This window comes from Pseudomonas sp. R3-18-08 (assembly GCF_003852065.1).
Classification (GTDB): domain Bacteria; phylum Pseudomonadota; class Gammaproteobacteria; order Pseudomonadales; family Pseudomonadaceae; genus Aquipseudomonas.
In genome coordinates this window covers 2491348-2514157 of sequence record NZ_CP027729.1, presented here as the reverse complement: position 1 = coordinate 2514157, position 22810 = coordinate 2491348, and the positions used below count along the sequence as shown (strand labels likewise).

22 protein-coding genes are annotated in these 22810 nt (G+C 63.6%); 10 read left to right on the top strand and 12 right to left on the bottom strand.

Annotated elements, in window-relative coordinates:
* Positions 1-47 precede the first annotated feature (47 nt).
* Positions 48-1277 carry a YbfB/YjiJ family MFS transporter gene (locus C4J92_RS11630; protein WP_124403927.1) on the top strand — a complete coding sequence of 410 codons (1230 nt, stop codon included), beginning with the start codon at positions 48-50 and terminating at the stop codon, positions 1275-1277.
* A complete protein-coding gene (locus tag C4J92_RS11625) occupies positions 1274-2272 on the top strand; it encodes an NAD(P)H-quinone oxidoreductase (RefSeq protein ID WP_124403926.1) in 999 nt (332 codons plus the stop codon). Before C4J92_RS11630 ends, C4J92_RS11625 begins: the two co-directional genes overlap by 4 nt.
* Positions 2273-2349: 77 nt before the next feature.
* Here the strand turns inward: C4J92_RS11625 and C4J92_RS11620 are convergent, their stop codons facing one another.
* The 3 genes from C4J92_RS11620 to C4J92_RS11610 all read right to left on the bottom strand — a co-directional run bounded on the left by C4J92_RS11620 (position 2350) and on the right by C4J92_RS11610 (position 4858).
* On the bottom strand, positions 2350-3477 hold the full coding sequence (locus tag C4J92_RS11620; protein ID WP_124403925.1) for an alkene reductase: 1128 nt from the start codon (positions 3475-3477) through the stop codon (positions 2350-2352).
* A 77-nt stretch (positions 3478-3554) separates the two neighbouring features.
* Positions 3555-4232, bottom strand: a complete 678-nt coding sequence (locus C4J92_RS11615) for a type 1 glutamine amidotransferase domain-containing protein (protein WP_124403924.1) — start codon at positions 4230-4232, stop codon at positions 3555-3557.
* Positions 4229-4858: a TetR/AcrR family transcriptional regulator gene (locus C4J92_RS11610; RefSeq protein ID WP_124403923.1), complete on the bottom strand. Its 630-nt coding sequence runs from the start codon at positions 4856-4858 to the stop codon at positions 4229-4231. Before C4J92_RS11610 ends, C4J92_RS11615 begins: the two co-directional genes overlap by 4 nt.
* Before the next feature lie 173 nt (positions 4859-5031).
* On the opposite strand from C4J92_RS11610, the gene C4J92_RS11605 reads away from it, so the two are divergent.
* On the top strand, positions 5032-5994 hold the full coding sequence (locus tag C4J92_RS11605) for a GlxA family transcriptional regulator (RefSeq protein ID WP_124366733.1): 963 nt from the start codon (positions 5032-5034) through the stop codon (positions 5992-5994).
* Here the strand turns inward: C4J92_RS11605 and C4J92_RS11600 are convergent.
* A complete protein-coding gene (locus tag C4J92_RS11600) occupies positions 5983-6489 on the bottom strand; it encodes a GNAT family N-acetyltransferase (RefSeq protein WP_124366732.1) in 507 nt (168 codons plus the stop codon). The genes C4J92_RS11605 and C4J92_RS11600 overlap by 12 nt on opposite strands.
* Before the next feature lie 178 nt (positions 6490-6667).
* On the opposite strand from C4J92_RS11600, the gene C4J92_RS11595 reads away from it, so the two are divergent.
* Positions 6668-7540, top strand: a complete 873-nt coding sequence (locus C4J92_RS11595) for an undecaprenyl-diphosphate phosphatase (protein ID WP_124403922.1) — start codon at positions 6668-6670, stop codon at positions 7538-7540.
* On the opposite strand, the gene C4J92_RS11590 is transcribed toward C4J92_RS11595, so the two are convergent.
* From C4J92_RS11590 to C4J92_RS11575, 4 genes are all read right to left on the bottom strand, one after another.
* Entirely contained in the window at positions 7480-8358 is an 879-nt protein-coding gene (locus tag C4J92_RS11590; protein ID WP_256657478.1) for a sugar phosphate isomerase/epimerase, read from the bottom strand. The genes C4J92_RS11595 and C4J92_RS11590 overlap by 61 nt on opposite strands.
* A 1-nt stretch (position 8359) precedes the next feature.
* On the bottom strand, positions 8360-9559 hold the full coding sequence (locus C4J92_RS11585; protein WP_124403921.1) for an NAD(P)/FAD-dependent oxidoreductase: 1200 nt from the start codon (positions 9557-9559) through the stop codon (positions 8360-8362).
* Between the two features lie 2 nt (positions 9560-9561).
* Positions 9562-9882 (bottom strand): MocE family 2Fe-2S type ferredoxin, encoded by a 321-nt coding sequence (locus C4J92_RS11580; protein WP_053128781.1) that lies wholly within the window; start codon positions 9880-9882, stop codon positions 9562-9564.
* Between the two features lie 109 nt (positions 9883-9991).
* Positions 9992-11077 (bottom strand): fatty acid desaturase family protein, encoded by a 1086-nt coding sequence (locus C4J92_RS11575; protein WP_124403920.1) that lies wholly within the window; start codon positions 11075-11077, stop codon positions 9992-9994.
* 162 nt (positions 11078-11239) lie between these two features.
* Between C4J92_RS11575 and C4J92_RS11570 the strand changes: the two genes are divergently transcribed.
* Positions 11240-12289, top strand: a complete 1050-nt coding sequence (locus tag C4J92_RS11570) for a LacI family DNA-binding transcriptional regulator (RefSeq protein ID WP_124403919.1) — start codon at positions 11240-11242, stop codon at positions 12287-12289.
* Between the two features lie 193 nt (positions 12290-12482).
* On the opposite strand, the gene C4J92_RS11565 is transcribed toward C4J92_RS11570, so the two are convergent.
* Positions 12483-14456: a sigma-54-dependent Fis family transcriptional regulator gene (locus tag C4J92_RS11565; RefSeq protein WP_124403918.1), complete on the bottom strand. Its 1974-nt coding sequence runs from the start codon at positions 14454-14456 to the stop codon at positions 12483-12485.
* 183 nt (positions 14457-14639) lie between these two features.
* Between C4J92_RS11565 and C4J92_RS11560 the strand changes: the two genes are divergently transcribed.
* From C4J92_RS11560 to C4J92_RS11550, 3 genes are read left to right on the top strand one after another with little or no spacing between them, the layout of a single operon-like run.
* Entirely contained in the window at positions 14640-15644 is a 1005-nt protein-coding gene (locus tag C4J92_RS11560) for a Gfo/Idh/MocA family oxidoreductase (protein ID WP_124403917.1), read from the top strand.
* The gene (locus C4J92_RS11555; RefSeq protein WP_124403916.1) at positions 15641-16420 is read left to right on the top strand and encodes a TIM barrel protein; all 780 of its coding nucleotides are present in this window, start codon (positions 15641-15643) and stop codon (positions 16418-16420) included. The genes C4J92_RS11560 and C4J92_RS11555 overlap by 4 nt, the downstream gene beginning before the upstream one ends.
* An 18-nt stretch (positions 16421-16438) precedes the next feature.
* Entirely contained in the window at positions 16439-17365 is a 927-nt protein-coding gene (locus C4J92_RS11550; RefSeq protein ID WP_124403915.1) for a sugar ABC transporter substrate-binding protein, read from the top strand.
* 52 nt (positions 17366-17417) lie between these two features.
* On the opposite strand, the gene yghU is transcribed toward C4J92_RS11550, so the two are convergent.
* Together yghU and C4J92_RS11540 are read right to left on the bottom strand one after the other, a co-directional pair.
* Positions 17418-18245, bottom strand: a complete 828-nt coding sequence (gene yghU / locus C4J92_RS11545) for a glutathione-dependent disulfide-bond oxidoreductase (RefSeq protein ID WP_124403914.1) — start codon at positions 18243-18245, stop codon at positions 17418-17420.
* A 46-nt stretch (positions 18246-18291) separates the two neighbouring features.
* Positions 18292-19518, bottom strand: coding sequence for an MFS transporter (locus C4J92_RS11540; protein WP_124403913.1), 1227 nt, complete (start codon positions 19516-19518; stop codon positions 18292-18294).
* 62 nt (positions 19519-19580) lie between these two features.
* On the opposite strand from C4J92_RS11540, the gene C4J92_RS11535 reads away from it, so the two are divergent.
* Positions 19581-20570 (top strand): AraC family transcriptional regulator, encoded by a 990-nt coding sequence (locus tag C4J92_RS11535; RefSeq protein WP_124403912.1) that lies wholly within the window; start codon positions 19581-19583, stop codon positions 20568-20570.
* Positions 20571-20740: 170 nt separating this feature from the next.
* On the opposite strand, the gene C4J92_RS11530 is transcribed toward C4J92_RS11535, so the two are convergent.
* On the bottom strand, positions 20741-21508 hold the full coding sequence (locus tag C4J92_RS11530) for an SDR family NAD(P)-dependent oxidoreductase (RefSeq protein ID WP_124403911.1): 768 nt from the start codon (positions 21506-21508) through the stop codon (positions 20741-20743).
* A gap of 138 nt (positions 21509-21646) precedes the next feature.
* On the opposite strand from C4J92_RS11530, the gene C4J92_RS11525 reads away from it, so the two are divergent.
* Positions 21647-22795: an aldose epimerase family protein gene (locus C4J92_RS11525; RefSeq protein ID WP_124403910.1), complete on the top strand. Its 1149-nt coding sequence runs from the start codon at positions 21647-21649 to the stop codon at positions 22793-22795.
* The last annotated feature ends 15 nt before the right edge of the window (positions 22796-22810 follow it).

Genomic DNA, 22810 nt, shown 5'->3' with positions numbered 1-22810 from the left:
ATCCTGGCTATGCTGGGCGCCACAGAAAAATATCCAGGACCGCCATCATGCTGCACACACAGGCTTCATCCCGAAACGCAGTCTGGTTACCGATCTTCGCCGGGCTCTGCGCCAGCCTGGTCAGCATCGGCCTGGCGCGCTTTGCCTATACGCCGTTGATCCCCTCGCTGATCCAGGCCCAGTGGTTTTCCGCCAGCGACGTGGTCTACCTCGGCGCCGCGAACCTGGTGGGTTACCTGGTGGGCGCGCTGATCGGACGGCCCATCGCCCGAGCGACTTCCAACAAAACGGCGCTGCGCCTGATGATGGTGGCAGTGACCCTGGCGTTTTTCGCCTGTGGCTATCCGTTGTCGGTGCTGTGGTTCTTCGCCTGGCGCTTGCTGTCGGGCATCGCCGGCGGCGCGATCATGGTGTTGGTAGCGGCGACCGTGCTGCCGCATGTTCCGGCCCCGCGCCGTGGCGTGGCCAGTGGTGCGATCTTCCTCGGCATCGGCCTGGGTATCGCCGGCTCCGGCACAATCGTGCCGCCGTTGTTGAGTCTGGGCCTGCAGCAGACCTGGTTCGGCCTGGGCCTGCTGGCCCTGGTGCTGACCGCCGCCAGTTGGTTCGCCTGGCCCAACGGCACGCTGCAGGAGGCAACGCCGCCAACGGCTAAAACGCCGACACCGGCAGCGGTGTACCTGCTGTTCGCGCAATACGCCTTCATGGCGGCGGGCCTGGTGCCGGCCATGGTGTTCCTGGTGGATTACGTGGCACGCGGCTTGGGTGCCGGGGCGCATGTCGGGGCGATGATCTGGGTGATGTATGGCCTGGGCGCCATCGTCGGGCCGGTGACCTACGGATTTCTTGCCGACACCCTCGGTGCCCGCTTGAGTATTCGCGTCGTGCTGGTGATCCAGGCGATCGCATTGGGCTCGCTGGCGGTCTCCAGCTCGTTCGTGGCCCTTGCCGTGTTGGCGCTGATCCTCGGCTCGTTCCCGCCGGGCATTGTGCCGCTGGCGCTGGCGCGAATCCACGAACTGATCCCCGAGCATCACTCGCAGCAAATAGCCTGGAGCCGGGCGACAGTGTCTTTTGCCACCTTCCAGGCGCTCGCCGGCTTTGCCTACTCGGCGCTGTTCAATGGCAGTGGCGGCCAGCATGGGCTGTTGTTCCTGATCGCGGCGGGCGCCATTGTGGTTGCACTGTTGCTGGAAGCGGGCATGATCTGGCTGAACCGTCGACCGCTCGCCACGGTCCCAACCCATACGCTCATCGTCACAGGAACCCCTTCATGACCCTGCCTCAAGAAATGACCCTGATCGAAATCACCGCCCCCGGCGGCCCCGAAGTGCTGCAACCGCGACGTGCAGACGTACCGGTGGCCGGCCCGGGCGAGATCCTGATTCGCGTGCATGCGGCCGGGGTCAACCGCCCCGACGCCTTGCAGCGGGCCGGCAAGTACCCGATGAAACCCGGCATGAGCCCGATCCCCGGCCTGGAAGTGGCCGGTGAAGTGGTGGCGCTGGGCGAAGGCGTGGATCAATACGCGCTCGGCGATAAGGTCTGCGCCCTGACCAATGGCGGCGGCTATGCGCAGTTCTGCGCGGTGCCGGCCAGCCAGGCGTTGCCGATTCCCGAAGGCATGGACTGGATTCAGGCCGCTGCGGTGCCGGAAACCTTCTTCACCGTCTGGGCCAACCTGTTTGGTCTGGGCGGCGCCTGCAGCGGCGAACGCGCCTTGATCCACGGCGGCACCAGCGGCATCGGCACCACCGCCTTGATGCTCTGCCAGGAATTCGGTATCCAGGCCTTCGCCACCGCCGGCAGCGCCGATAAATGCGCAGCAATTGCCAAGCTCGGCGCGCAGCCGATCAATTATCGCGAGGAAGATTTTGCCCAGGTCATCGCCGAGAAGACCGCCGGCCAGGGCGTGGATGTGATCCTCGACATCATGGGGGCCTCCTACCTCAACAACAACCTCAAGGCCCTGGGCATGGACGGCCACCTGGTGATGCTGGGCTTTCTCGGTGGCGGCAAGGCCAATGATGTGGACCTGTTGACCATTCTCGGCAAACGCGCGGTGATCACCGGTTCGCTACTGCGCGCCCGCACTCGCGAAGAAAAGGCCGCAATTGCCGAGCAGTTGCGTGAACATATCTGGCCAGTGTTGAGCGAAGGGCGCTGCCTGCCGATCATCGACAAGGTGTATGAATACACCGACGCCGCCCAGGCCCACGCCCGCATGGAAGGCGGGGACCATATCGGCAAGATTGTGTTGCGCGTCGAATAAACCCTTCACGCCCCTGTGGCGAGGGAGCTTGCTCCCGCTGGAGGGCGAAGCCCTCCCCTACAGGGGTAACTCTCAGCTCAGTCCGGTTTGGCATATTCCGGATAGTCGACATACCCCGCCTCAGTCCCGCCATACAATCCTTCAGCCTTCAAAGCATTCAACGGCCAGCCATTGAAAATCCGCTGCGGCAGGTCGGGGTTGGCAATGAACGGCCGCCCGAACGCAATCAGGTCCGCCAGCCCTGCCTGTATTAGTTGCGCGCCACGCTCAGCGGTGTAGCGGCCGGCGTAGATGATGCGCCCGCTGAAGGTGCTGCGCACGGCCTGGCGGAAGCTGTGCGGCAGGACGGGGGCGTTGTCCCAGTCGGCTTCGGCAATGGAGACGTAGGCGATACCCGACTGCTCCAGCACTTTGATCGCTTCGATGTAGGTGTGGTGCGGGTCTTCTTCCACCAGGCCGATGTACACGCGATCCTGGTCGGTGCCGCTGAACAGTGGCGAAAAGCGCACACCCAGGCGCTCTGGGCCCACTACGCGGCAGACGGCTTCGACGATCTCGCGCAAAAAGCGCAGGCGGTTGTCCAGTGAGCCGCCGTATTCATCCTCACGCTGGTTCGAATGGACCGAGATGAACTGGTTGACCAGGTAGCCGTTGGCCGCATGAATCTCCACCCCGTCAAAGCCTGCGTCCAGCGCATTGCGCGCCGCCTGTGCGTAGTGGCCGACCAGTTCCTCGATCTCGAGCACCGTCAGGGCACGGGGTACCGGGGGTTGCTTCAGCTCGCCGACACCCGGCGCGGTTTCGATAAACGCCTTCGCCTGCACGGGCTGGATCGCCGACGGTGCGACCGGCGCGGCGCCCTCGGGTTGCAGGGCGTTATGGGACACGCGGCCCACATGCCACAACTGGGCGAAGATCACCCCGCCCTCGGCATGCACCGCCTCGGTGACCTTGCGCCAGCCGTCGATCTGCGCCGGCGTGTAGATCCCCGGCGTCCACGCGTAACCCTGGCCACGCGGCTCGATCTGGGTGCCCTCGCTGACCATGAAACCGGCGCTGGCGCGTTGACGGTAGTAGCGGGCCATCAAGTCGGTGGCGATATCGCCGGGTTGGGCACTGCGCTGGCGCGTCAGGGGCGGCAACACGACGCGGTTGTTCAAGGTGTGATGTCCCAGTTTTACTGGGGTGTTCAATGGATGAGCCATGGGATATTCCAAATTCAGGACGAACGAAAACACTGGCGACTCTCGCGAGCCGCCAACGCATCAATCGGTTATTTAAATTAAGCGGTGAGTTTCAACAGGGCCTTGGCCACTTCGCTGGAGCTGCCGGGGTTTTGCCCCGTCACCAGCAAGCCATCGACGATCACGAAAGACTGCCAGTCAGCGCCCTTCTCATAGTTGCCACCCAGCTTCTTGAATTCATCTTCAATCAGGAAGGGCACCACCTCGGTCAATTCCACTGCCGCCTCTTCGGAGTTGGAGAACCCGGTGACGCGACGGCCTTTGATCAAGGGTTCGCCGTTGACCGCCTTGACGTGACGCAAGGCACCCGGTGCATGGCAGACAAACCCGACAGGCTTGCCGGCACGCTCGAACGACTCGATCAGCGCGATGGACACTGGCGACTCGGCCAGGTCCCACAGCGGGCCGTGGCCACCTGGGTAGAACACGGTGTCGAAGTCGGCAGCGTTGACCGCGTCCAGTTTCACCGTAGTGGCCAAGGCCTGTTGCGCGGCCGGGTCGGCGGCGAAGCGTCGGGTTTGATCAGTCTGGAAGTCCGGCTGATCGCTGACCGGGTCCAGCGGCGGCTGGCCACCGGCGGGCGATGCCAGCACGACGTCGGCACCAGCGTCCTTGAACGCGTAATAGGGAGCGGCAAACTCTTCGAGCCAGAAGCCGGTCTTGCGGCCGGTATCGCCAAGCTGGTCGTGAGAGGTCAGTACCATTAATACTTTCATTTTCCAGTGCCTCGATCGTTGTGATTAACAGGGTTTTCGGGGTGGCCCAACAACTGTCGGGTCAGCCCCAGCGCCTCATCGAACGGCGCGGTGGTACGGGTAATCTTGCCCATGACGCTGGTCCCCAGCCACAACGCATACAGGCGTCGCGCCAGGCTTTCGGGGGGTTGCCCGATCATCAACGAGCCGTCCTGCACCCCGTGCTGCAGCGCCAGGGCGAGCAACTCGATGGTGCGTGAAGTGCCGCGCTGCAACGCCAGGCGCATCGGCTCTGAAAGGTCAGACACTTCGGCGCCGAGTTTGACCGCCAGGCATTTTCCGGCGTCGGTGCAGCCGGTGTGGTTGTCGATCCAGGCCTGCCAGTAGCGCATCAGCCTGGCGTATGCAGACAGGTCCGCCTGGCTGAACAACTGCTGCATGCCGAGCACGTAGTTGTCGAAATACGTATCGAGCAACACCACCCCGAAGGCGTCCTTGGAGCTGAAGTAGTGATAGAACGAACCCTTGGGCACGTCGGCGGCTTGAAGTATTTCGTTCAATCCCACCGCGGAAAATCCCTTGCTGCCCACAATCGCTTGCGCACTTTCAAGAATGGTCTGCCGTGCACTTTTGGTTTCGCTGTTCATGCTTCGCCCCTGCCGATTAGACCAGTCGTCTAGTTCGTTGGAGGAATGTTAGGGCCGCAGGCGCAGGCTCACAATGTCATATGCGCAAGGATTCCGGCCATCGGCCAAAGGCAGTTGCCGTTTACCTGGCACGCGCCGACAATCGCCTCTCCCGCGCCCCTTGGAGAATGCTGATGCACAGCGTTGCGTTGATGGTTTACCCGAATTTCCAGTCCTTGAGCCTCAGCCTGGGCTCGGTGTTCGAGTGCGCCAACCTGCTGCGGGGCGAGCCGGCCTATGAGTTTCACCTGGTGTCGGAAAGCGGCGGCGCGGTCATGACGTCCCAGGGTTTTTCGGTGAACACCGCGCCGATTCGGCCGCAGGGTTACGACACGCTGATCGTCAGCGGCTACCTGGAGTTTCGCCTGCCGGAAGCCAATCTGTTGGAGATGGTCAAGGCCGCCTCCGCGCAATCGCGCCGCGTGGCCTCGCTGTGCATGGGTATTTTCGTGCTGGCCGAAGCCGGTTTGCTGGAAGGTAAGCGCACCACCACCCACTGGATCCACGCACCGGCGTTTCGCAAGCGCTACCCGGATATTCGCCTGGAAGAAGACAAGTTATTTGTGGTGGATGGCCAGGTGTGGACCGGCGCCGGCATGAGCGCCGGGGTCGACCTGGCGCTGGCCATGGTCGAGAACGACCTGGGCAGCGACCTGGCCCGGCGCATTGCGCGCAAGCTGGTGATCGCACAACGGCGCGGCAGTGAACAGTCGCAACTGTCGGCCCTGCTGGAACTGGACCCCAAGTCCGACCGCGTCCAACTGGCCCTAGCCTACGCCCGCGAAAACCTCACCCACGACCTGTCGGTGGACGCCCTGGCCGATGTCGCCCGCCTCAGCCCGCGCCAATTCAGCCGGGTATTTCGCGAAGAAACCGGGCAAACGCCGGCCAAGGCCATTGAGGCGCTGCGTGTGGAGGCGGCGCGGGCGATGATGGAAACCAGTCGCCACCCGGTCGAAGTGGTAGCCCGCGAGACCGGCTTTGGTGATCGCGAGCGCATGCGCCAGGCGTTCCTGCGAGCCTTCGGGCAACCGCCGCAAGCGATGCAGCAGGTGTTGTTCAGCCCCGCCCAGGCCCATGGCCGCTCAATGCAGTGAAGCGTGGGTCACCAGGTAACTGATCAAGTGCGGCTCATCCTCGAGTTCGAGGGTTTGCACCGGGCGCGGCAGGTTATCCAGCACCGTGCGCCAGAACGCCTGGGAGACTTCGTCCTGGTCATAAAACCGCACCAGCCAATTGGCCTCGCCGCTGCACAGCACCTGGGTGGCGATGGCGCGGCCGATGCCTTTGCGGCGGTAGCGCTTGAGGATGAACAGGTCGGCCAGCTCCAGGGCATCGATGCCCGGCAGTTCGCTGCCTTCGATCAACAGGAAGCCGGCCACATAGCCGTCGACCAATAACAGGTTGGCGCTCCACTGCGGGTCTTGCCAATAGCGGGCCAGGTGCTCGTCGTGGATGTAGAAACGGCCATCGGCCTCGACATCTTCCTGCTCCCAATCCGAAGACTCATAGGCGTAGTACTGGTAGAGATTGCGGATCAGCTCGGCGTGTTCAGGGCCGGTCTGGATCAATTCGACAGTGGTTTCAGGCATGGGGCTCTCGGTGAAAAAACGCAGGGCGCCATTGTTCACAAATCGGCTGGCAAGGCCAATACATTGCCCAACCTTTCTATTGGCTGAACCGATTGCAAATAGCCCTGGCCCCTGGCCGAAATCCAGAAACATTTAGAATAAACTTCGCCGGCTCTCCCTTTTTTCAAGGACTCGTATTTTGACTAACGTCTGCTCCGCCGGCCTGGATGTGGGGTTTGCCTCCCTGGATTACCTGCAGATTTTTATCCTGGGGGTGATCCAGGGCATTACCGAATTGCTGCCGGTGTCGTCCACCGCGCACATGCGCGTGGTGCCGGCCCTGCTTGGCTGGCAAGACCCTGGCTCGGCGTTTTCCGCAGCGATGCAGTTGGCGGCGCTGGCGGCGGTGGTGAGCTACTTCTGGCGCGATGTGCAGCAAGTGACCACGGGCAGCATCAGTGCCGTACGCCGGGGTGACTACAACGACCGCTGGTTCAAGCTGGCGGTGGCGATTGTGCTGGCGACCATCCCGATCTGCATCGCCGGCCTGGCGCTGTCGTCAACCTTGAATACCTGCAACTCGCCGCTGCGTGGGCTGATGGTGATCGGTATTGCCTGTGTGGTAATGGCGATATTACTGGCGGCAGCCGAACTGCGCGCCCGTCACACCCGCGAGGTGAGCGAAATGCGTTTGCGTGATGCGTTGATCGTGGGCATCGCACAGATCGGCGCGTTGATTCCCGGGGTCTCGCGTTCGGGCTCGACCTTGACCGCCGCGCTGTTCCTGAATTTCAAACGCGAAGAAGCGGCACGCTTTTCATTCCTGCTGGGCCTGCCCGCCATCGCCCTCGCCGGCCTGAAAGAACTGTGGGTGCTGCTGCACGCCGACCTGCCCGCCCACGCCTGGCCGCACTTGATCTTCGGCCTGGTGGTGGCAAGCATTTCGGCGTTTTTCGCGATCTGGGGCCTGATGAAGTTTCTGGAGCGCTTCTCCACCTGGCCGTTCGTGATCTACCGCGCGCTGCTCGGGGTGTTTTTGATTGGGGCGGTCAGCACCGGGCTGCTGAGTTGATCGTCCAGGCACTGCTTCCATAGGTTGCGAACCAGGGTTTTCATGGTGAGCGCCTCAGCCCAGCGATCACTGAGTTCCCGGCCATCCGCACCGGTGATCGCATAGGGCGGCGGGCCGAGTTCGCAGGTGAAGGACAGGCTTTGGGGGGTGTTCGGGCGGGCCAACCAGTCCTCGATTCCGTAGCGCCACCAACCGATAAAGCGTTCCACCCAGGGTTGATGCTGCGCAAAATCCAGCGCGACCTGCACCTGTTCACTGCTGGCTACGCGCCCATGAAAGCCCCAGCTATGGCGCAGGATGGTGCGTATCTGTTCATCGTCGTCGGCGGCGCCGGGTTCGGGCAACTCGCGACCGACCACGTAGTGGGACAGGTCCGCCAGCAGTTTCAGGTCAGGCATTTGCGCCAGCAGGTCGAGGGTGAACAGCAGGTCACTGGTCAGGCGATAACGGTGGGTTTCCAGCAGGATCGGGAAATCCACCTGCTCGGCCAGGCGTTGCCAGCCCTCGATCAACCGGCCCGCCTCGGCCTGGGTACGCGGGCGCACGTCGGCTTGCAGAGTGAGGTGATGACAGCCGTAGCGGCTGATCACCTCCAGTGCGCGCGCCAGGTCATCCACCGACTGCGGGAACAGTTGGCCTTCGATCTGCAAACCCCGTGCGGCGGTGGCCGCGTGCAGGCGTGCGACCTCGGCGGCCTTCCAGTAATGATCAGTGACGCCATCGAAGCCGGCGGCGACGATGCGATCCAGTTGCGCCTCGATCGGGCCGGGTTCGGTGTGCATCGCCCACAGCGATTGGAATACCAGAAATTCGCGCATGTCAGCCCCGCAGCCAGTGTTTGAGAGAGACCGCCGGATCAGCCAGGCCCACCGACGACAACGGCACACGGGCGATGATCAGACGTTCGCACAGCTTGATGTCCTTGGCCACGCTGTTGCCCGGCGCCCAGCCGCAGGCGCCTTGCAGATACCCCTCGGCATCGAGGTAGAACAGCAGCAAACCGCCGTGGGGCAAGGCGCGGCTGACCACCTTCGGCGTCATCACACCGACTGTCTGCAAGCCCCAGTCATAGTGGTCGGACCAGAAACCCGGCACGGCGTCGAAGGGCAATGCCCGGCCCAGCAGGTTCAATGCGGCATGCCGCCCCTGGGCCTCGGCATTGCGCCAGGTTTCCTGACGCTGATAGAGGCCGCCCAGCCGGAACTCGCAGACGTCTCCCGCTGCGTAGATATTCGCCGCGCTGGTGCGCAAGTGCGCGTCAACGCGAATGCCCTGCCCGACGTCCAGCCCGGCCGCTGCGGCCAGTTCGATATTGGGTTGCATACCGATACCGACCACCACCAGGTCACACGGCAGCGTCTGCCCGTCCACCAGGTGTACGGCGTCGGCCTGGATGGATTCCACAGTGACGTTCAAGCGCACGTCCACACCCTGCTCGCGGTGCAGATCCAGCAATGCTGCACTGACGGCCGCTGGCAATACCCTGCCCGCCAGGCGCGGCCCGGCTTCGAGCACCGTCACCGCGCAGCCCAGGCCGCGCGCGGTCGCTGCCACTTCCAGGCCGATAAACCCACCGCCGACGATCACCAGCCGGGTGCCGGGGCGCAAATGGGCGCGCAGGGCCAGCGCTTCATCGTGGGTGCGCAGGTAAAGCACATTGGCCTGGGCTTGAGGCAGACGCCGCGCACGGCCGCCAGTGGCGAGCAACACGCCGGCATAGGCCAGCCAGCGGCCATCGGCCAGCTGCAGCCGATGCTGCTGCGGCGCCAGCTGGCTGACCGCATTGCCGGCGATATGCTCGATATCCAGCTCGGCCAGCCGTGCACTGTCGCACAGGCTGCACCCGGCCAGGTCCTGGCTGCCTTGCAACAGGGCCTTGGACAGCGGCGGTCGTTCGTAGGGCGCGTGCGGTTCGTCGCCGATCAGGATCAGCCGACCGTCGTAACCCTCCTCGCGCAGGGTCAACGCCGCGCGGCCACCGGCATGGCCGGCGCCGACGATAATCAGGGGCGCGCTCATCATCACGCCGTGACAGCGAGCAACACTCGCCCCGCTTCGACCCGTACCGGGTAGGTTTTCAGGTTGACGCAGACCGGCGCGCCCAGGGCCTTGCCGGAGCGGTAATCGAAACGCCCGTTGTGCTTGGGGCATTCGATCACATGGTCCATGACCAGGCCGTCGGCCAGGTGGATTTTTTCGTGGGTGCACAGGCCGGCGGTGGCGAAAAACTCGTTGTCGGCGGAGCGGAACACCGCATAGGTGTGTGCCCCGTGGTCGAAGCGCAAAACGTCTTCTTCGTCGATTTCGCCCACGGCGCAGACGTCGATCCATTGATCGTTCATGATTTTTCTCCAGGTGAATAACGTTCCTGGTGGCGAGCGCTTGCCCGCGCTGGGCTGCGAAGCGGCCCCAGGATCGCGATTGAGGGTTATCTGAAAGACCGCGTCAGGTTTATTGGGGCTGCTGCGCAGCCCAGCGCGAGCAAGCTCGCTCGCCACTATGGGTGGGGCGCTGGACGAAATAGGTCGGGTCGCTGCGCTGTTTCCACAGGGTTGGCAGGATTTCCTTGTAGGCCTCGAACAGATTGGCGTACGGCGGCGGGCAGTCGCTGCGGATTTCTTCGTGCAGCTGTTGGAGCGCGTGGTACGGCACCATCGGGTACATGTGGTGCTCGAGGTGATAGTTCATGTCCATGTAGATAAAGCGCAGCACGCGGTTCATGTAGATGGTGCGGCAGTTGCTGCGGTGGTCGAGCACATCTTCGGCCAGGCCCACATGCTGGGTGAGGCCGAACAGGTAGCCGAGCCAGGCGCCATAGATACTCGGCAGCCCCACCAGCATCAGCGGTAGCCAGCTGTGCAGGTACAAGGCGGTGCCGATGATCAACGCGTAAACGCCCACCCAGATGCGCGCGGCGCGAAACACTTTGGGCCATTCGGATTCGGGGATAAAGTCCCGTTCCTGGGCGCTCATGCGGCCGATGGCATGGCGGGCCACGCCACTGAAGGTCTTCCAGGCCAGGGGCAGATTGAACAGGCTCAGGAACATCATCCAAAAGCTCGGCGGGCGCGGCTCGACGATCTCCGGGTCGCGGCCGACGACGATGGTGTCGGTGTGATGCCGGGCATGGCTCCAGCGCCACACATGGGGTTCGAACAGGCACATGAAGCACGCCAGCGGGTACAGCGCGTCATTCATCCAGCGGGTCTTGAATGCCGTGCCATGCCCGGTTTCGTGCCAGCGCGGGTTGGAGGCGGTGCCGTAGAGCACGCCATAGGCGAGGAAGAACGGCACACAGGCCCAGGAGCCCCAGAACCAGTAGCCGCCAAAGCCTGTGACGAACAACGCGGTGAACCAGATGGCCGTGTCAACCAGGGCTGGGCCGTCACGGCGCTGCATCAGTTCCTTCATGCGTTTGCGCGGGATCGGCGATTGGTACCAACGGGCCGAGACCAGGCCTTTTTCGGCGGCGCGGACAGCTTCGGGGCCGGTCAGGCTGTAATCGCGCCGGGCGCGTTGAGCGGTGTGTTCAGGCATTGTTATTGTTCTCCGCAAGCGTGGGGTTTCAGGGGCTTTGCGAAACCAACCATAGAGCGCGGCCAAATCAGCCTCAAGGGCTTGAATCCATTCCCTATCAAGCTATCATCCAGGCCCAGCGGGGCTTGATAGTTTTCTATCAAGACGCTCAAGGGACTCGCCATGCACAACCCTAAACGCCCGACCATTGCTACGGTTGCCGCCCATGCGGGACTCAGTGTGGCCACCGTCGACCGTGTATTGAACGCTCGCGCACCGGTCAACCCGGACACCGCCGAACAGGTGTTCCAGGCTGCCGAAGCGGTCGGTTATTTCGCCGCGCGGCTGATCGGCCAGCGCATTCGCGAACGGCGCCCGACCTACCGTTTCGGCATTCTCCTGCTGGGCACCGCCCAGGCGTTCTATGCCAACCTGGCCCAGTCGATCAGCGCGGCGGCGCAGCAGCACGCCAGCGCCAACCTGAGCTGCCAGTTCGAGTACATCGTCGACCGCACACCCAGCGCCATCGTCGCGCAGATCGAGCAACTGGCCGTGCAGTGCGACGCGCTGGCGGTGGTCAGCTTCGCCCACCCGTTGATCAATGCGTGCCTGGCGCAGATCCGCGCAGCCGGCGTGCCGGTGGTGGCGCTGCTCTCGGACATCCACGAACGCGCGGCCGAACCTTATGTGGGCCAGGATAATCACGTCGTCGGCCGCACCATGGGCTGGCTGTTGGCGCGCACCTGTGGTGCGCGCAAAGGCAGCGTGGGCATTTTGCTGGGGGGCCACCGCTTTCTCGGCCACCAGGCGCGGGTCGAAGGCTTGCACAGCTACCTGGCCGAACACGCACCGGGGCTCAAACCCTTGGAACCACTGATCAATCTGGACAACTGCGACATCACCGAAGAAGCCACCCTCGACCTGCTCAGCCGCCACACCGACCTGCGCGGGCTGTGCGTGGTGGGCGGTGGCGGTGACGGCGTGATCAATGCCCTGGCGCAACTGCCCAAGCGCCCGGCATTGTGCTGCATTTTGCAGGAGTCCACCGACCTGTCGCGCCAGGCCCTGGGCCGAGGGTTGATCGATGTGGTGATGGATTCGCAGCCGCAGCAGACGGCGGTGGCGCTGGTGGACCTGCTGGTGGCGCTGCAGAGCGACGAGGCGTTCGATCCGGCGCGGCATCGGGTGCACATCCCGCCGCACATCGTCACCTCGGAAAACATGGGCAGCTGAAGAGGGGGCTTGCCCTGATGCCAGTCAGTCAGAGCTTTTTGTAGGAGCGAGGCGGGCGGCTAGCCCTTGCTCGCGAAAAATTCAGACCCCCCGCGTTTATCCAGAATAAACGCGTTGCCTGGGCGTTTTTCGCGAGCAAGCTCGCTCCTACAGAGGGCGGCGTGCGCTTCGCCCCTCCCGCATCGGTAACCGTTCACCGGCCGCGAAAATCCCCGGCATTTAACCCGAACCGATTCATCTTGTTGTACAGCCCGCCACGGGACACGTTCAGCTGCTGGGCGGCCAGGCGGATATTGCCAGCGGTGTTTTTCAGCGCAGTGATGATGGCGTGCCTTTCGTGGCTGCTCAGGTCTTGCGTAGGCGGCGCAGCATGTAGGCTGGCCGGGGCGCGCGGCCTGGGCTCCAAAGGTAAATCGCCAGGCTCGATCCACTCGCCCATCGCCAGGTTGGTCGCCCGCTCAATCGCGTTTTCCAGCTCGCGCACGTTGCCCGGCCAGCCATGGGCCGACAGCAACGCCAGCGCATCCGGCGAGAATCCTTGCAGCGATTTGCGCAACGAACGCGCGCAACGCTGCAGGAAATGCCGCGCCAGTAAGGGAATATCGTCACGGCGCATACGCAGGGGCGGCACGGTGATATTCAGCACGTTGAGGCGGTAGTAAAGGTCTTCGCGAAACGCCCCCTCGGCCACCGCCTGGCTGAGATTGCGGTGGGTCGCCGCAATGATGCGCACATCCACTGGCCGTGAGGTCTTCGCGCCCACGCGGGTCACCTCGCCTTCCTGCAACACGCGCAACAGGCTGACTTGGGCGTCGAAGGCCATGTCGCCGATTTCATCGAGGAAAATAGTCCCGCCATCGGCCAGTTCAAACTTGCCCGCCGAACCGCCGCGCGCCGAGCCGGTGAATGCGCCTTCGGTATGGCCGAACAATTCGCTTTGCACCAGGTCCCGTGGGATCGCGCCGCAATTGACCGCGACGAATGGGCCAGTGCAACGCTCGCTGGCGTTATGAATGGCCTGGGCAAATAACTCTTTGCCGGTGCCGCTTTCGCCGAGGATCAAGGTGGTGGAATCACTGCGACTGGCGATGCGTCCCAGGTGCAGCGCGTCCTGGATCGCGCGCGAGGTGCCCTGGATGGTTTCAAAGGTGTAGCGGGCCTGGGTGCCGACAATGCGCCGGGTGATTTCGCGGATGCGGCGGTTTTCACGCACCGACACGATCACCCCACCCTGCTCCAGCGGGCACACCGAGACCAGGCAGGCGAGCTGGCTGCGGTCGTGCAAATGAAAGGTGCAGTCCAGGTCGCGCAGGTTTTCGCCGCCGCGCAGCAGCATGGCGTCGCTCAGCTCGCTGCGAGCGAGGCGATTGAAGGGGCTGCCGAGCAGCTCCAGGCCTACGTTGAACAGTTGCCGCGCGTAGCGATTGATCGCCTTGATGCACCCGCGTTCATCCAGCACCACCAAGCCTTCGTTAAGCACTTCAAGCACGGTTTGCTGCTCTTGCAGCAACGCTTGCAGCGCCATCTGCCGCGACACGGCCTCGGCAGCCGCCTGGACGGTGCCCAGGGTATGGAAGTGAAACCAGCCGGGCTCGGCCGTCAGCGTCAGCATGGCCAGGGTCTGGCCCTGGGCATTCTTGATCGGCGCGGCGGCGCAGTGCATGCGGCGTTGACGCAGGCCAACGGCGAAGTTCTCTTCGGCCAGCACATACACCAGATGATCTTCGGCCAGCGCCAGGCCGGTGCAGTTGGTGCCCTGCACCGATTCGAGCAGGCGACTGCCCACGGGAGTGATGTCCAGCCCGCAGAAATACAAAGTGGTGCCGTCGGCGTCGGTGAGGTTGATATGACCGCGCGGGTTATAGGCCAGCAAACCATGCATGACTTGCGCGGCGGCGGCGATCAGCACGCGGTGGCTGGCCAGGGTGGCCGCCAGTGTGTCGGCAGCGACGAAACGGTAGGCGTTGTCTGCCGGATCGATGCCTGCCTCGAGGCTGCGCCGCCAGGAATCCCAGATCGTCTGACGCACCTCGGGCGGGCGCTGCAGCTGGCCGCCCAGGCAGGCCTGCCACGCCTGCTCCAAGGCTGCGACCGGGCCATCATTCAGCGCGACGGGGCCCAACGCCGTCAGGTAATCGAGGTCTTGCCCACTGATCGCCATGCTCATAAGCGGTGTCCATGTTTATGTTTTCGACATGTCAGCATAGACATGTCTTTTAAATGAACACTATTTTTCTGATGTTTATTTATAACCCTTAAATATCAGTCACTTGGATTTTGGCACAGCCCTTGCTCTTACCCCTTTGCCCGCCAGGATCGTCCTGAGGCCAACAATAAAAAGGGGTCATACATGAATACAAAAAACATCCGCCTGGGCTTGATCGGCGCCGGTCGCATGGGCAGCTTCCACGGCCTGACCGCCGCCCGGCACATTCCCGGCGCTTGCCTCGCCGCCATCGCCGACCCTACCCCAGGGCAAGCCGCACGTCTGGCGGCAGAGCTGGGGGTAGCCAAGGTGTACACCGACCCGCAGCAACTGCTCGACGACCCGGATATCGACGGCGTACTCATCGCCGCCCCCGCCCGCAGCCATGCCGAACTGGTAATCAGCGCCGCCCGTGCCGGCAAGGGCATCTTCTGCGAGAAGCCCATGGCCATCACCCTCGATGAAGCCGACCGCGCCATCGCCGCTGCGGCCGATGCCCGGGTGCCACTGCAAGTCGGCTTCAACCGGCGCTTCGCCAAGAGCTTTCGCGCCGCCCACCTCGACGTCGCCGCAGGCCGAATCGGCACCCCGCAGTTGCTGCGCTCCCTGACCCGCGACCCGGCGCTGAACAACCCTGGCGCCTCACCGCAATGGGTGATTTTCCTGGAAACCCTGATCCACGACTTCGACACCCTGCGCTACCTCAACCCCGGCGCCGAAGCGGTGCAGGTGCAGGTGATGGCCGACGCCCTGATCGCCCCGGACTACAAAAGCCAGGGTTTGCTCGACACCGCCGTGGTCACGATCCGTTTCGATAACGGCGCGATTGCCACCGCCGAAGCCAGCTTCCAGGCGGTGTATGGCTATGACGTGCGCGGTGAAGTGTTCGGCAGCGCCGGCATGCTGACCATGGGCGGCGTGCAGGCCTGCGACTTGGTGCGCTACCAGGCCCAGGGCATCCAGGCCGACACCCAGCGCCTGGACACCGACCTGTTGCGCGATGCCTACATTGCCGAACTCAGCCACTTCGTCGACTGCCTGCGCAGCGGCGCCAAACCCCTGGCCAGCGGGGAAGATGCCCGCGCCGCCCTGGCGATTGCCCGCGCCTGTATCCAATCCTATGAGCAAGGCACGGCGGTGAGCTTATGAGCCCGTTCAAGCTGGCGGTGAGTGCCGAGATGGTGTTTCTGGACCTGCCCTTCGTCGAGCGGGTCAAGCGGATACATGCCCTGGGTTTCAGCGCCGAAATCTGGAACTGGACCGACAAAGACATCAACGCCCTGGCCGCGACGGGCGCGGACTTCACCTCGATGACCGGCTACATCAGCGGCACGCTCACCGACCCCGACGGTATCCGCCACATGCTCGACAGCGCCCGCGAATCCTTAAGCGTTGCCGAGCGCCTCAAGTGCCCCAGCCTCAATTTGCATGGCACCGGCCTGGGTGACGGCGGCCTGCCGGTGCAACCCGTCAGCCGGACCACCGGGCGCATGTGGCTGAGCGCCTGCAAGACGCTGGAGAAAATCGCTCGCCTGGGGCAAGACGCCGGCCGCGTGTTCCTGCTGGAAAACCTCAACACCGAGGTCGACCACCCCGGCACGCCATTCGCCCGCGCCGACGACACCCTGGCGCTGATCGAAGCCGTGGGCAGCCCACACCTGAAAATGAACCTGGACCTTTACCACGCGCAGATCGGCGAAGGAAACCTGATCGAGTTGATCCAGCGCGCGGGCAGCGCCATCGGCGAAATCCAAGTGGCGGACGTGCCCGGACGCCAGGAGCCTGGCACCGGCGAAATCCACTACCCGGCGATTGCCAGGGCGCTGCAGGCCATCGGCTACAGCGGCGTGGTCGGCCTGGAAGCCTGGGCCAGCGGCGACAGCGAAGCCGCCCTGGAGCGTTTTCGCCAGGCATTCACCCTATAACAACAAGAGGAACACCTCATGCATCGCTATTCATTGATCGTTGCCACCCTGTTGCTGCTGTTCAGCCAATGGACCTTCGCCGCGTACCGCATTGGTGTGAGCATCGCGCGGGTCGACGATAACTTCATGACCTATGTGCGCACCGGCCTTGAAACGGCCGCCAAACAACAAGACGTGCAGATCCAGTTCGAGGACGCCCAGGGCGACGTGGTGCGTCAGCTCAACCAGGTCGAAGGGTTCCTCAACCAGAACGTCGACGCGGTCATCGTGCTGCCGGTGGACACCGCCGCCACCGCCAACATGACCCGCGCCGCCGTGGCCGCCAATAAGCCATTGGTGTACGTCAACCGCCATCCCGACCAACGCACGCTGCCCAAGGGGGTCGTGACCGTGGCGTCCAACGACATCGAAGCCGGGCAACTGCAGATGCGCTACCTCGCGGAAAAACTCGGCGGCAAGGGCAACGTGGCGATCATCATGGGCGACCTGGCGCAAAACGCCACCCATGACCGCACTGAAGGCGCCAAGCAGGTGCTCAAGGACTTTCCCGGGATCAAGATCGTCGAGCAGCAAAGTGCCGAATGGCAACGCAGCAAGGCCATGGACCTGACCAGCAACTGGCTGCTGGCGGGCACACAGTTCGACGCGATCGTGGCCAACAACGATGAAATGGCGATTGGCGCGGCCATGGCTTTGCAGCAGGCCGGCAAGGCCAAGGGCGAAGTGGCGATTGTCGGCATCGATGGCCTGCCCGATGGCTTGGCGGCGATCAGGCGCGGCGTGCTCACCGCCTCGGTGTTCCAGGACCCCAAAGCCCAGGCGACTCAAGCGGTACAAGCGGCGGTGCGGATGATCAAGGGCGAGCCGATTGAGTCGGAGGTGTGGGTACCGTTCGAACTCATAAAACCCGAACAGGTAGCGGTGTTTGAACAGCGCTACAAATAATTGAAGCCAAGAAGATCCAAATGTGGGAGGGGGCTTGCCCCCTCCCACACTTTCAGTCCAAGTCGCTCGCGCTATGGCGCTCGGCCAACTGATCGTCGCCGGACACCCGATTCACCCGCCGCCCGCGCTGCACCGCCGGGCGTGCATCAATCGCATCCGCCCAGCGCATGACGTGCTTGTATTCATGCACCGAGAGAAACTCCGCCGCACCATACAACCGCCCTTTGACCAACCCGCCGTACCAGGGCCAGATGGCGATGTCGGCGATGGTGTAGGCGTCCCCGGCAATGTATTCGCTCACCGCCAGGCGCTTGTCCAGCACATCCAGCTGGCGCTTGGCCTCCATGGCGAAGCGATTGATCGGGTATTCCATCTTGCTCGGCGCATACGCGTAGAAATGCCCGAAGCCGCCGCCCAGATACGGTGCGCTGCCCATCTGCCAGAACAGCCACGACAGGCATTCGGCACGGGCGGCAGGTTCGGTGGGCAAAAACGCGCCGAACTTCTCGGCCAGGTACTGCAGGATTGCGCCCGACTCGAACACGCGAATCGGCGCAGCGCCGCTGTGATCCATCAACGCCGGGATCTTCGAGTTCGGGTTCACCGCCACGAAACCGCTGCCGAACTGGTCGCCGTCACCGATCTTGATCAGCCAGGCGTCGTATTCGGCACCGGTGTGCCCGAGCGCCAGCAGCTCTTCGAGCAGGATCGTGACCTTCTGCCCATTGGGCGTGGCCAGGGAATACAGCTGCAACGGGTGCTTGCCGACCGGCAGCGCTTTTTCATGGGTGGCGCCGGCGATGGGCCGGTTGATGCTGGCGAAGGTGCCGCCGCTTTCGGTGTCCCAGGTCCAGACCTTGGGGGGTACGTAGTCAGACATGCTCGGTGCTCCTCGGGGGCGCTTGCGATCAACAAAGGGTTTAAGACTAAACCAAAGATGCGTGGCGCGTCACACTGGCGTCCCCGTCTTGCCCAGGCACCTGCACACGCAGGGCGATGAGCAAGGCCGCGAGCAACATCAACACACCCGCACCGATAAACACCCCACCAATGCCGCTGAAGCTGAACATCAGCCCGCCACCGGCAGCGCCCGCCGCGATGGCCGACTGCACCGACGCGACCACCATGCCTCCGGCACTTTCCGCCTGGTCCGGCACCGCCCGCGCGACCCAGTTCGACCACGCCACGGGCACGCCGCCAAACGCCATGCCCCATAGCGCCAGGAGCATCGCCTGGCCCGGCAGTGACGCCGGCAACCAGACCAGCGCCAGTGCCGCGATTGCCACCAACACCGGCATTAACACCAGTGTTGTGCGTGGGCGGCGCACCAGCAGCCACCCGGCGAACAGCGTGCCGGCGAAGTTCGCCACGCCGAACCCCAGCAGCATCAGCGCCAGCCCCTCGGTGTCGACCCCGGTGGTGCTTTCCAGAAACGGCCGGATGTAGGTGAACAGCGCGAAATGCGCGGTGTGCACCAGTACGCAGCCGAACATGCCGATGGCGATGCCGGGGCGCTGCAGTACGTCCAGCACGGTGCGCAGGCGCGCGGTGCCATGGGGTGCCATGCGCGGCAGCGTGAATGCCTGGAACGCCAGGGTCAGCAGGCCGACGGCGGCCGCCGCAATAAACGCACTGCGCCAGCCGTACAGGCCACCCAAATAGCTGCCCAGTGGCACGGCGACCACGGTGCCCAGCGCGATCCCGCTGAAAATGATCGACAGCGCACGGGGCAAGGACGCCGCCGGCACCAGGCGCATCGCCACTGCAGCCGCCATGCTCCAGAAACCGCCGAGGGCGATGCCCAGCAGGATGCGCATCAACAACAGCACCGTCAGGCTGGAGGACAATGCCACCAGCAGGTTGGAGGCGATCATCAGCGTGGAAAACCCCAGCAGCACGACGCGCCGGTCGATACCACGGGTCAGCCCCGGCACCAGCAGACCGGCGAACAGCGCCACCACCGCCGTCACCGTGACAGCTTGCCCGGCCAGCGCCTCGGTAACGCCCAGGTCCAGGGCCATCGGTGTCAACAGGCTGGCCGGCAAGTACTCCGCCGTGAGCAAGCCGAATACCCCCATCGCCAGGGAAAATACCGCCAGCCAGGCCGGCTCTGTCACAACGCCCGCAGGCGCATGGGCTGCACAATCAGTCATCGCAGGTCTTCCTCAAGTCATTAGCGAGGTGCTCAGTCTAGGTAGGCCGGCCAGGATGATCTATGATACAAAGCCTTGAGTTTTTAACCGAAACCCCGAGCGTGACTTCAGTGGACGCATTCACCGCTTCTTCAGAGCTGATCAACGAGTTGCTGCGCGGCATGCGCCTGCGGGGTGTGCAGTACCGACGCATCCAGGCCGGGCCCACCTTCGGCATGGGCTTTGGCGCCAGGCCGGGCCACGCCTATTTCCACTTCATCGCGGCCGGCCGCGCCACGCTGCGCGCTGAGGACGGCAGCCTTTTCGCACTGTCGGCCGGCAATGCGGTGTTCATCTCCCACGGCGGCGCGCACGCGCTGTTATCCGCAGCGGATGCCGTCGTGCAGGACATCGACCATTTCGACAGCGCACCGTTGGGGGATACCGTGTGCGCCGTGAATGCATCACCCGATACCGTCCCCAGCCTGGTGTTGTTCAGTGCGTGCATGGAGTTTGAGCTCGGCAGCCTCCAGGGGCTCGGCAACCTGATGCCGGCCCTGATGCTGATCGATGCCGGCGGCCAGCGTTACCCGGGGCTGATGCCGATCCTGGCGGTAATGGAACGCGAAATGTCCACGGCGCGCGTAGGCTTTGCCGGCATTCTTGCGCGCCTCGCCGATGTGGTGGCGGCGATGATCGTACGCGGCTGGGTCGAGTGCGCCTGTGGCAACGCCTCGGGCCTGGTGGCCGCATTGCGCGACCCGCGCCTGGCCAGCGCCCTGCTCGCCTTGCACCAGCAGCCGGGCCACGACTGGAGCGTGGCGGAGCTGGCCGCCCAGTGTCATACCTCGCGCTCGGTGTTCGCCGACCGCTTCCAGGCCGTCCTCGGCATACCGCCGCTGCGCTACGCCACGGAACTGCGCATGCGCCTGGCCAGCCAATGGCTGACCCTGGAACGCATGCCCATCGAAACCGTGGCACAACGCCTGGGTTACACCTCCCAGGCAGCGTTCAGCCGTGCCTTCAAACGCATCACCGGGCAGCCGCCGGGGGCTGCCAGGCGTTCGGCATGAAGCCTCGCGCAGCACGCGGCCTTCAAAGCCTGACCCGATCGAATAAATACCACTGTTCAAATGTGGGAGGGGGCTTGCTCCCGATGAGGGCATGTCAGTCAATGCATCCTTGACTGACCCACCGCTATCGGGAGCAAGCCCCCTCCCACAGTTGGACAGAGGCGCCCGGCCTAGACCCAACCACCATCCACGATAAAGTTCTGCGCCGAACACATCGCCGAGGCATCGGAAGCCAAAAACAACGCCATATTGGCGATATGCTCGGGCATCACGCTGCCCGGCAGGCACTGACTGCGGGCGATCAGCTCGCGGGCCGCGTCGTCCACCCACATGGCCAGTTGTTTTTCCGTCATCACCCAGCCCGGCACCAGGGTATTGACGCGGATGTGGTGGGGCCCTAACTCCCGCGCCAGGCCACGGGTCATGCCGTGGGCGGCGGCCTTGCTGGCGGCGTACACCGGGTAGCCGGCGGAGGCCATCATCCAGCCGACCGAGCCCAAGTTGATGATCGAGCCGCCACCGGCCTCTTTCATCATTGGTACCACGGCCTTGGCGGCAAAGAAGGCGTGCTTGAGGTTGACCGCAATCAGCCGGTCGAACATTTCCGAGTCGATTTCTTCCAGGGTATGGCGTACGTCGTTCGCCGCGTTGTTGACCAGCACCGTGATCGGGCCGAGGGAATGTTCGAAGCGCCCGATCGCCGCGCGATAGCCGATCTCGTCGGTGATATCGCAGCATTCGAACTCAACGCTATGCCCGTTGGAGTTCAACAGCGCGGCCAGGCGTTCGCCCTGGCTTTGGGCGCGGTCCACGAACGCCACCTTGGCGCCCTGGGCGGCGAACGCCCGCACCATGAACTCGCCAATCCCGGAAGCCCCGCCGGAGATCAATACGGTCTTGCCCTTAAGGTCGGGATACAGGGCCTGCTGAGTACTCATAACGTAATGCCTCGATCAATTAGTCTTATTTTATTTTACGAAATCGGCGTTAAAGGCTATAAATTCGCTGTCTCAATCACGAAATATCGCACATTAGTAGAACTATTCAATCCAAAAACAACAAAAGGAAGTTCGACCATGAAGCACCCCCGATACTTGCTGTCCGGCCTGGCAATGTCCATGTTGATCGCCAGCGGCGGCGCCCAGGCCGCAGGCCTGACCAGCGAACACAAACCCTTCGGCAAAACCAATGACGGCACCGCCGTCGAACAATACGTGTTGCGCAACAGCCATGGCATGCAAGCCACGGTGATTACCTACGGCGGTGTGCTGCAATCGCTGAAGGTGCCGGACAAACACGGCAAGGTCGACGACGTGGTGCTGGGCTTTGACGACGTACAAGGCTATCAAGGCGGTACCGCGTTTTTCGGCGCGACCATCGGCCGCTTCGGCAATCGCCTGGCCGGCGGTGCCTTCGAACTCGACGGCAAACGCTACCAGGTACCGCTCAACGACGGCCCGAACTCGCTGCATGGCGGCGCCCAGGGCTTCGACAAGCAGGTGTGGCAAGCCAAGCCGGTCAAGGACAAGGACTCGGTCGGGGTCACCCTCACCTACTTGTCCAAGGACGGTGAAATGGGTTTCCCCGGCAACCTGAAAACCGAAGTCACTTATCGCCTCAACGACAAGAACGAACTGCACATCGACTACAAGGCCACCACTGACAAACCGACCGTGCTCAACCTCACCAACCACAGCTACTTCAACCTGGCTGGCGCGGGTAATGGCGATATTCTCAAGCAGGTCGCCACCTTGCATGCCAGCCATTACACACCGGTGAATGCCACCCTGATTCCCACCGGCGAACTGGCGCCGGTCAAGGGCACGCCGATGGATTTCCTCAAGCCTACCGCCATCGGCCAGCACATCAAGGAGGATCATCCGCAGCTCAAGTTCGCCGAACCGAAACAGGGTGGGTTCGACTTCAACTGGGCGCTGGACACCAAAGGCGACGTAAAACAACTGGCGGCCGAGGTGCATGATCCTGAGTCGGGGCGGCGTTTGCAGCTCTACACCAGCGAACCGGGCGTGCAGTTCTACACCAGTAACTTCCTGGATGGTTCGGTGAAGGGCAAGGCTGGCAAGACCTACCAGCACTGGAGCGGGTTCACCCTGGAGACCCAGCACTTTCCGGATGCGCCTAACCAGCCCAAGTTTGCCTCGACCCGTTTGAACCCTGGGCAGACCTATACCCAGAACACCGTGTTCAAGTTCACCGCCAACTAAAACTGTGGGAGGGGG

Coding starts and splice junctions, on each gene's coding strand:
- C4J92_RS11600 (WP_124366732.1), bottom strand. CDS start 6,489: ATGCCTGAAACCACTGTCGAATTGATCCAGACCGGCCCTGAACACGCC.
- C4J92_RS11620 (WP_124403925.1), bottom strand. CDS start 3,477: ATGGCTCATCCATTGAACACCCCAGTAAAACTGGGACATCACACCTTG.
- C4J92_RS11530 (WP_124403911.1), bottom strand. CDS start 21,508: ATGAGTACTCAGCAGGCCCTGTATCCCGACCTTAAGGGCAAGACCGTA.
- C4J92_RS11580 (WP_053128781.1), bottom strand. CDS start 9,882: ATGAACGATCAATGGATCGACGTCTGCGCCGTGGGCGAAATCGACGAA.
- C4J92_RS11535 (WP_124403912.1), top strand. CDS start 19,581: ATGATACAAAGCCTTGAGTTTTTAACCGAAACCCCGAGCGTGACTTCA.
- C4J92_RS11610 (WP_124403923.1), bottom strand. CDS start 4,858: ATGAACAGCGAAACCAAAAGTGCACGGCAGACCATTCTTGAAAGTGCG.
- C4J92_RS11560 (WP_124403917.1), top strand. CDS start 14,640: ATGAATACAAAAAACATCCGCCTGGGCTTGATCGGCGCCGGTCGCATG.
- C4J92_RS11525 (WP_124403910.1), top strand. CDS start 21,647: ATGAAGCACCCCCGATACTTGCTGTCCGGCCTGGCAATGTCCATGTTG.
- C4J92_RS11550 (WP_124403915.1), top strand. CDS start 16,439: ATGCATCGCTATTCATTGATCGTTGCCACCCTGTTGCTGCTGTTCAGC.
- C4J92_RS11625 (WP_124403926.1), top strand. CDS start 1,274: ATGACCCTGCCTCAAGAAATGACCCTGATCGAAATCACCGCCCCCGGC.
- C4J92_RS11630 (WP_124403927.1), top strand. CDS start 48: ATGCTGCACACACAGGCTTCATCCCGAAACGCAGTCTGGTTACCGATC.
- C4J92_RS11575 (WP_124403920.1), bottom strand. CDS start 11,077: ATGCCTGAACACACCGCTCAACGCGCCCGGCGCGATTACAGCCTGACC.
- C4J92_RS11590 (WP_256657478.1), bottom strand. CDS start 8,358: ATGCGCGAATTTCTGGTATTCCAATCGCTGTGGGCGATGCACACCGAA.
- C4J92_RS11605 (WP_124366733.1), top strand. CDS start 5,032: ATGCACAGCGTTGCGTTGATGGTTTACCCGAATTTCCAGTCCTTGAGC.
- C4J92_RS11565 (WP_124403918.1), bottom strand. CDS start 14,456: ATGAGCATGGCGATCAGTGGGCAAGACCTCGATTACCTGACGGCGTTG.
- C4J92_RS11615 (WP_124403924.1), bottom strand. CDS start 4,232: ATGAAAGTATTAATGGTACTGACCTCTCACGACCAGCTTGGCGATACC.
- yghU (WP_124403914.1), bottom strand. CDS start 18,245: ATGTCTGACTACGTACCCCCCAAGGTCTGGACCTGGGACACCGAAAGC.
- C4J92_RS11585 (WP_124403921.1), bottom strand. CDS start 9,559: ATGAGCGCGCCCCTGATTATCGTCGGCGCCGGCCATGCCGGTGGCCGC.
- C4J92_RS11540 (WP_124403913.1), bottom strand. CDS start 19,518: ATGACTGATTGTGCAGCCCATGCGCCTGCGGGCGTTGTGACAGAGCCG.
- C4J92_RS11570 (WP_124403919.1), top strand. CDS start 11,240: ATGCACAACCCTAAACGCCCGACCATTGCTACGGTTGCCGCCCATGCG.
- C4J92_RS11555 (WP_124403916.1), top strand. CDS start 15,641: ATGAGCCCGTTCAAGCTGGCGGTGAGTGCCGAGATGGTGTTTCTGGAC.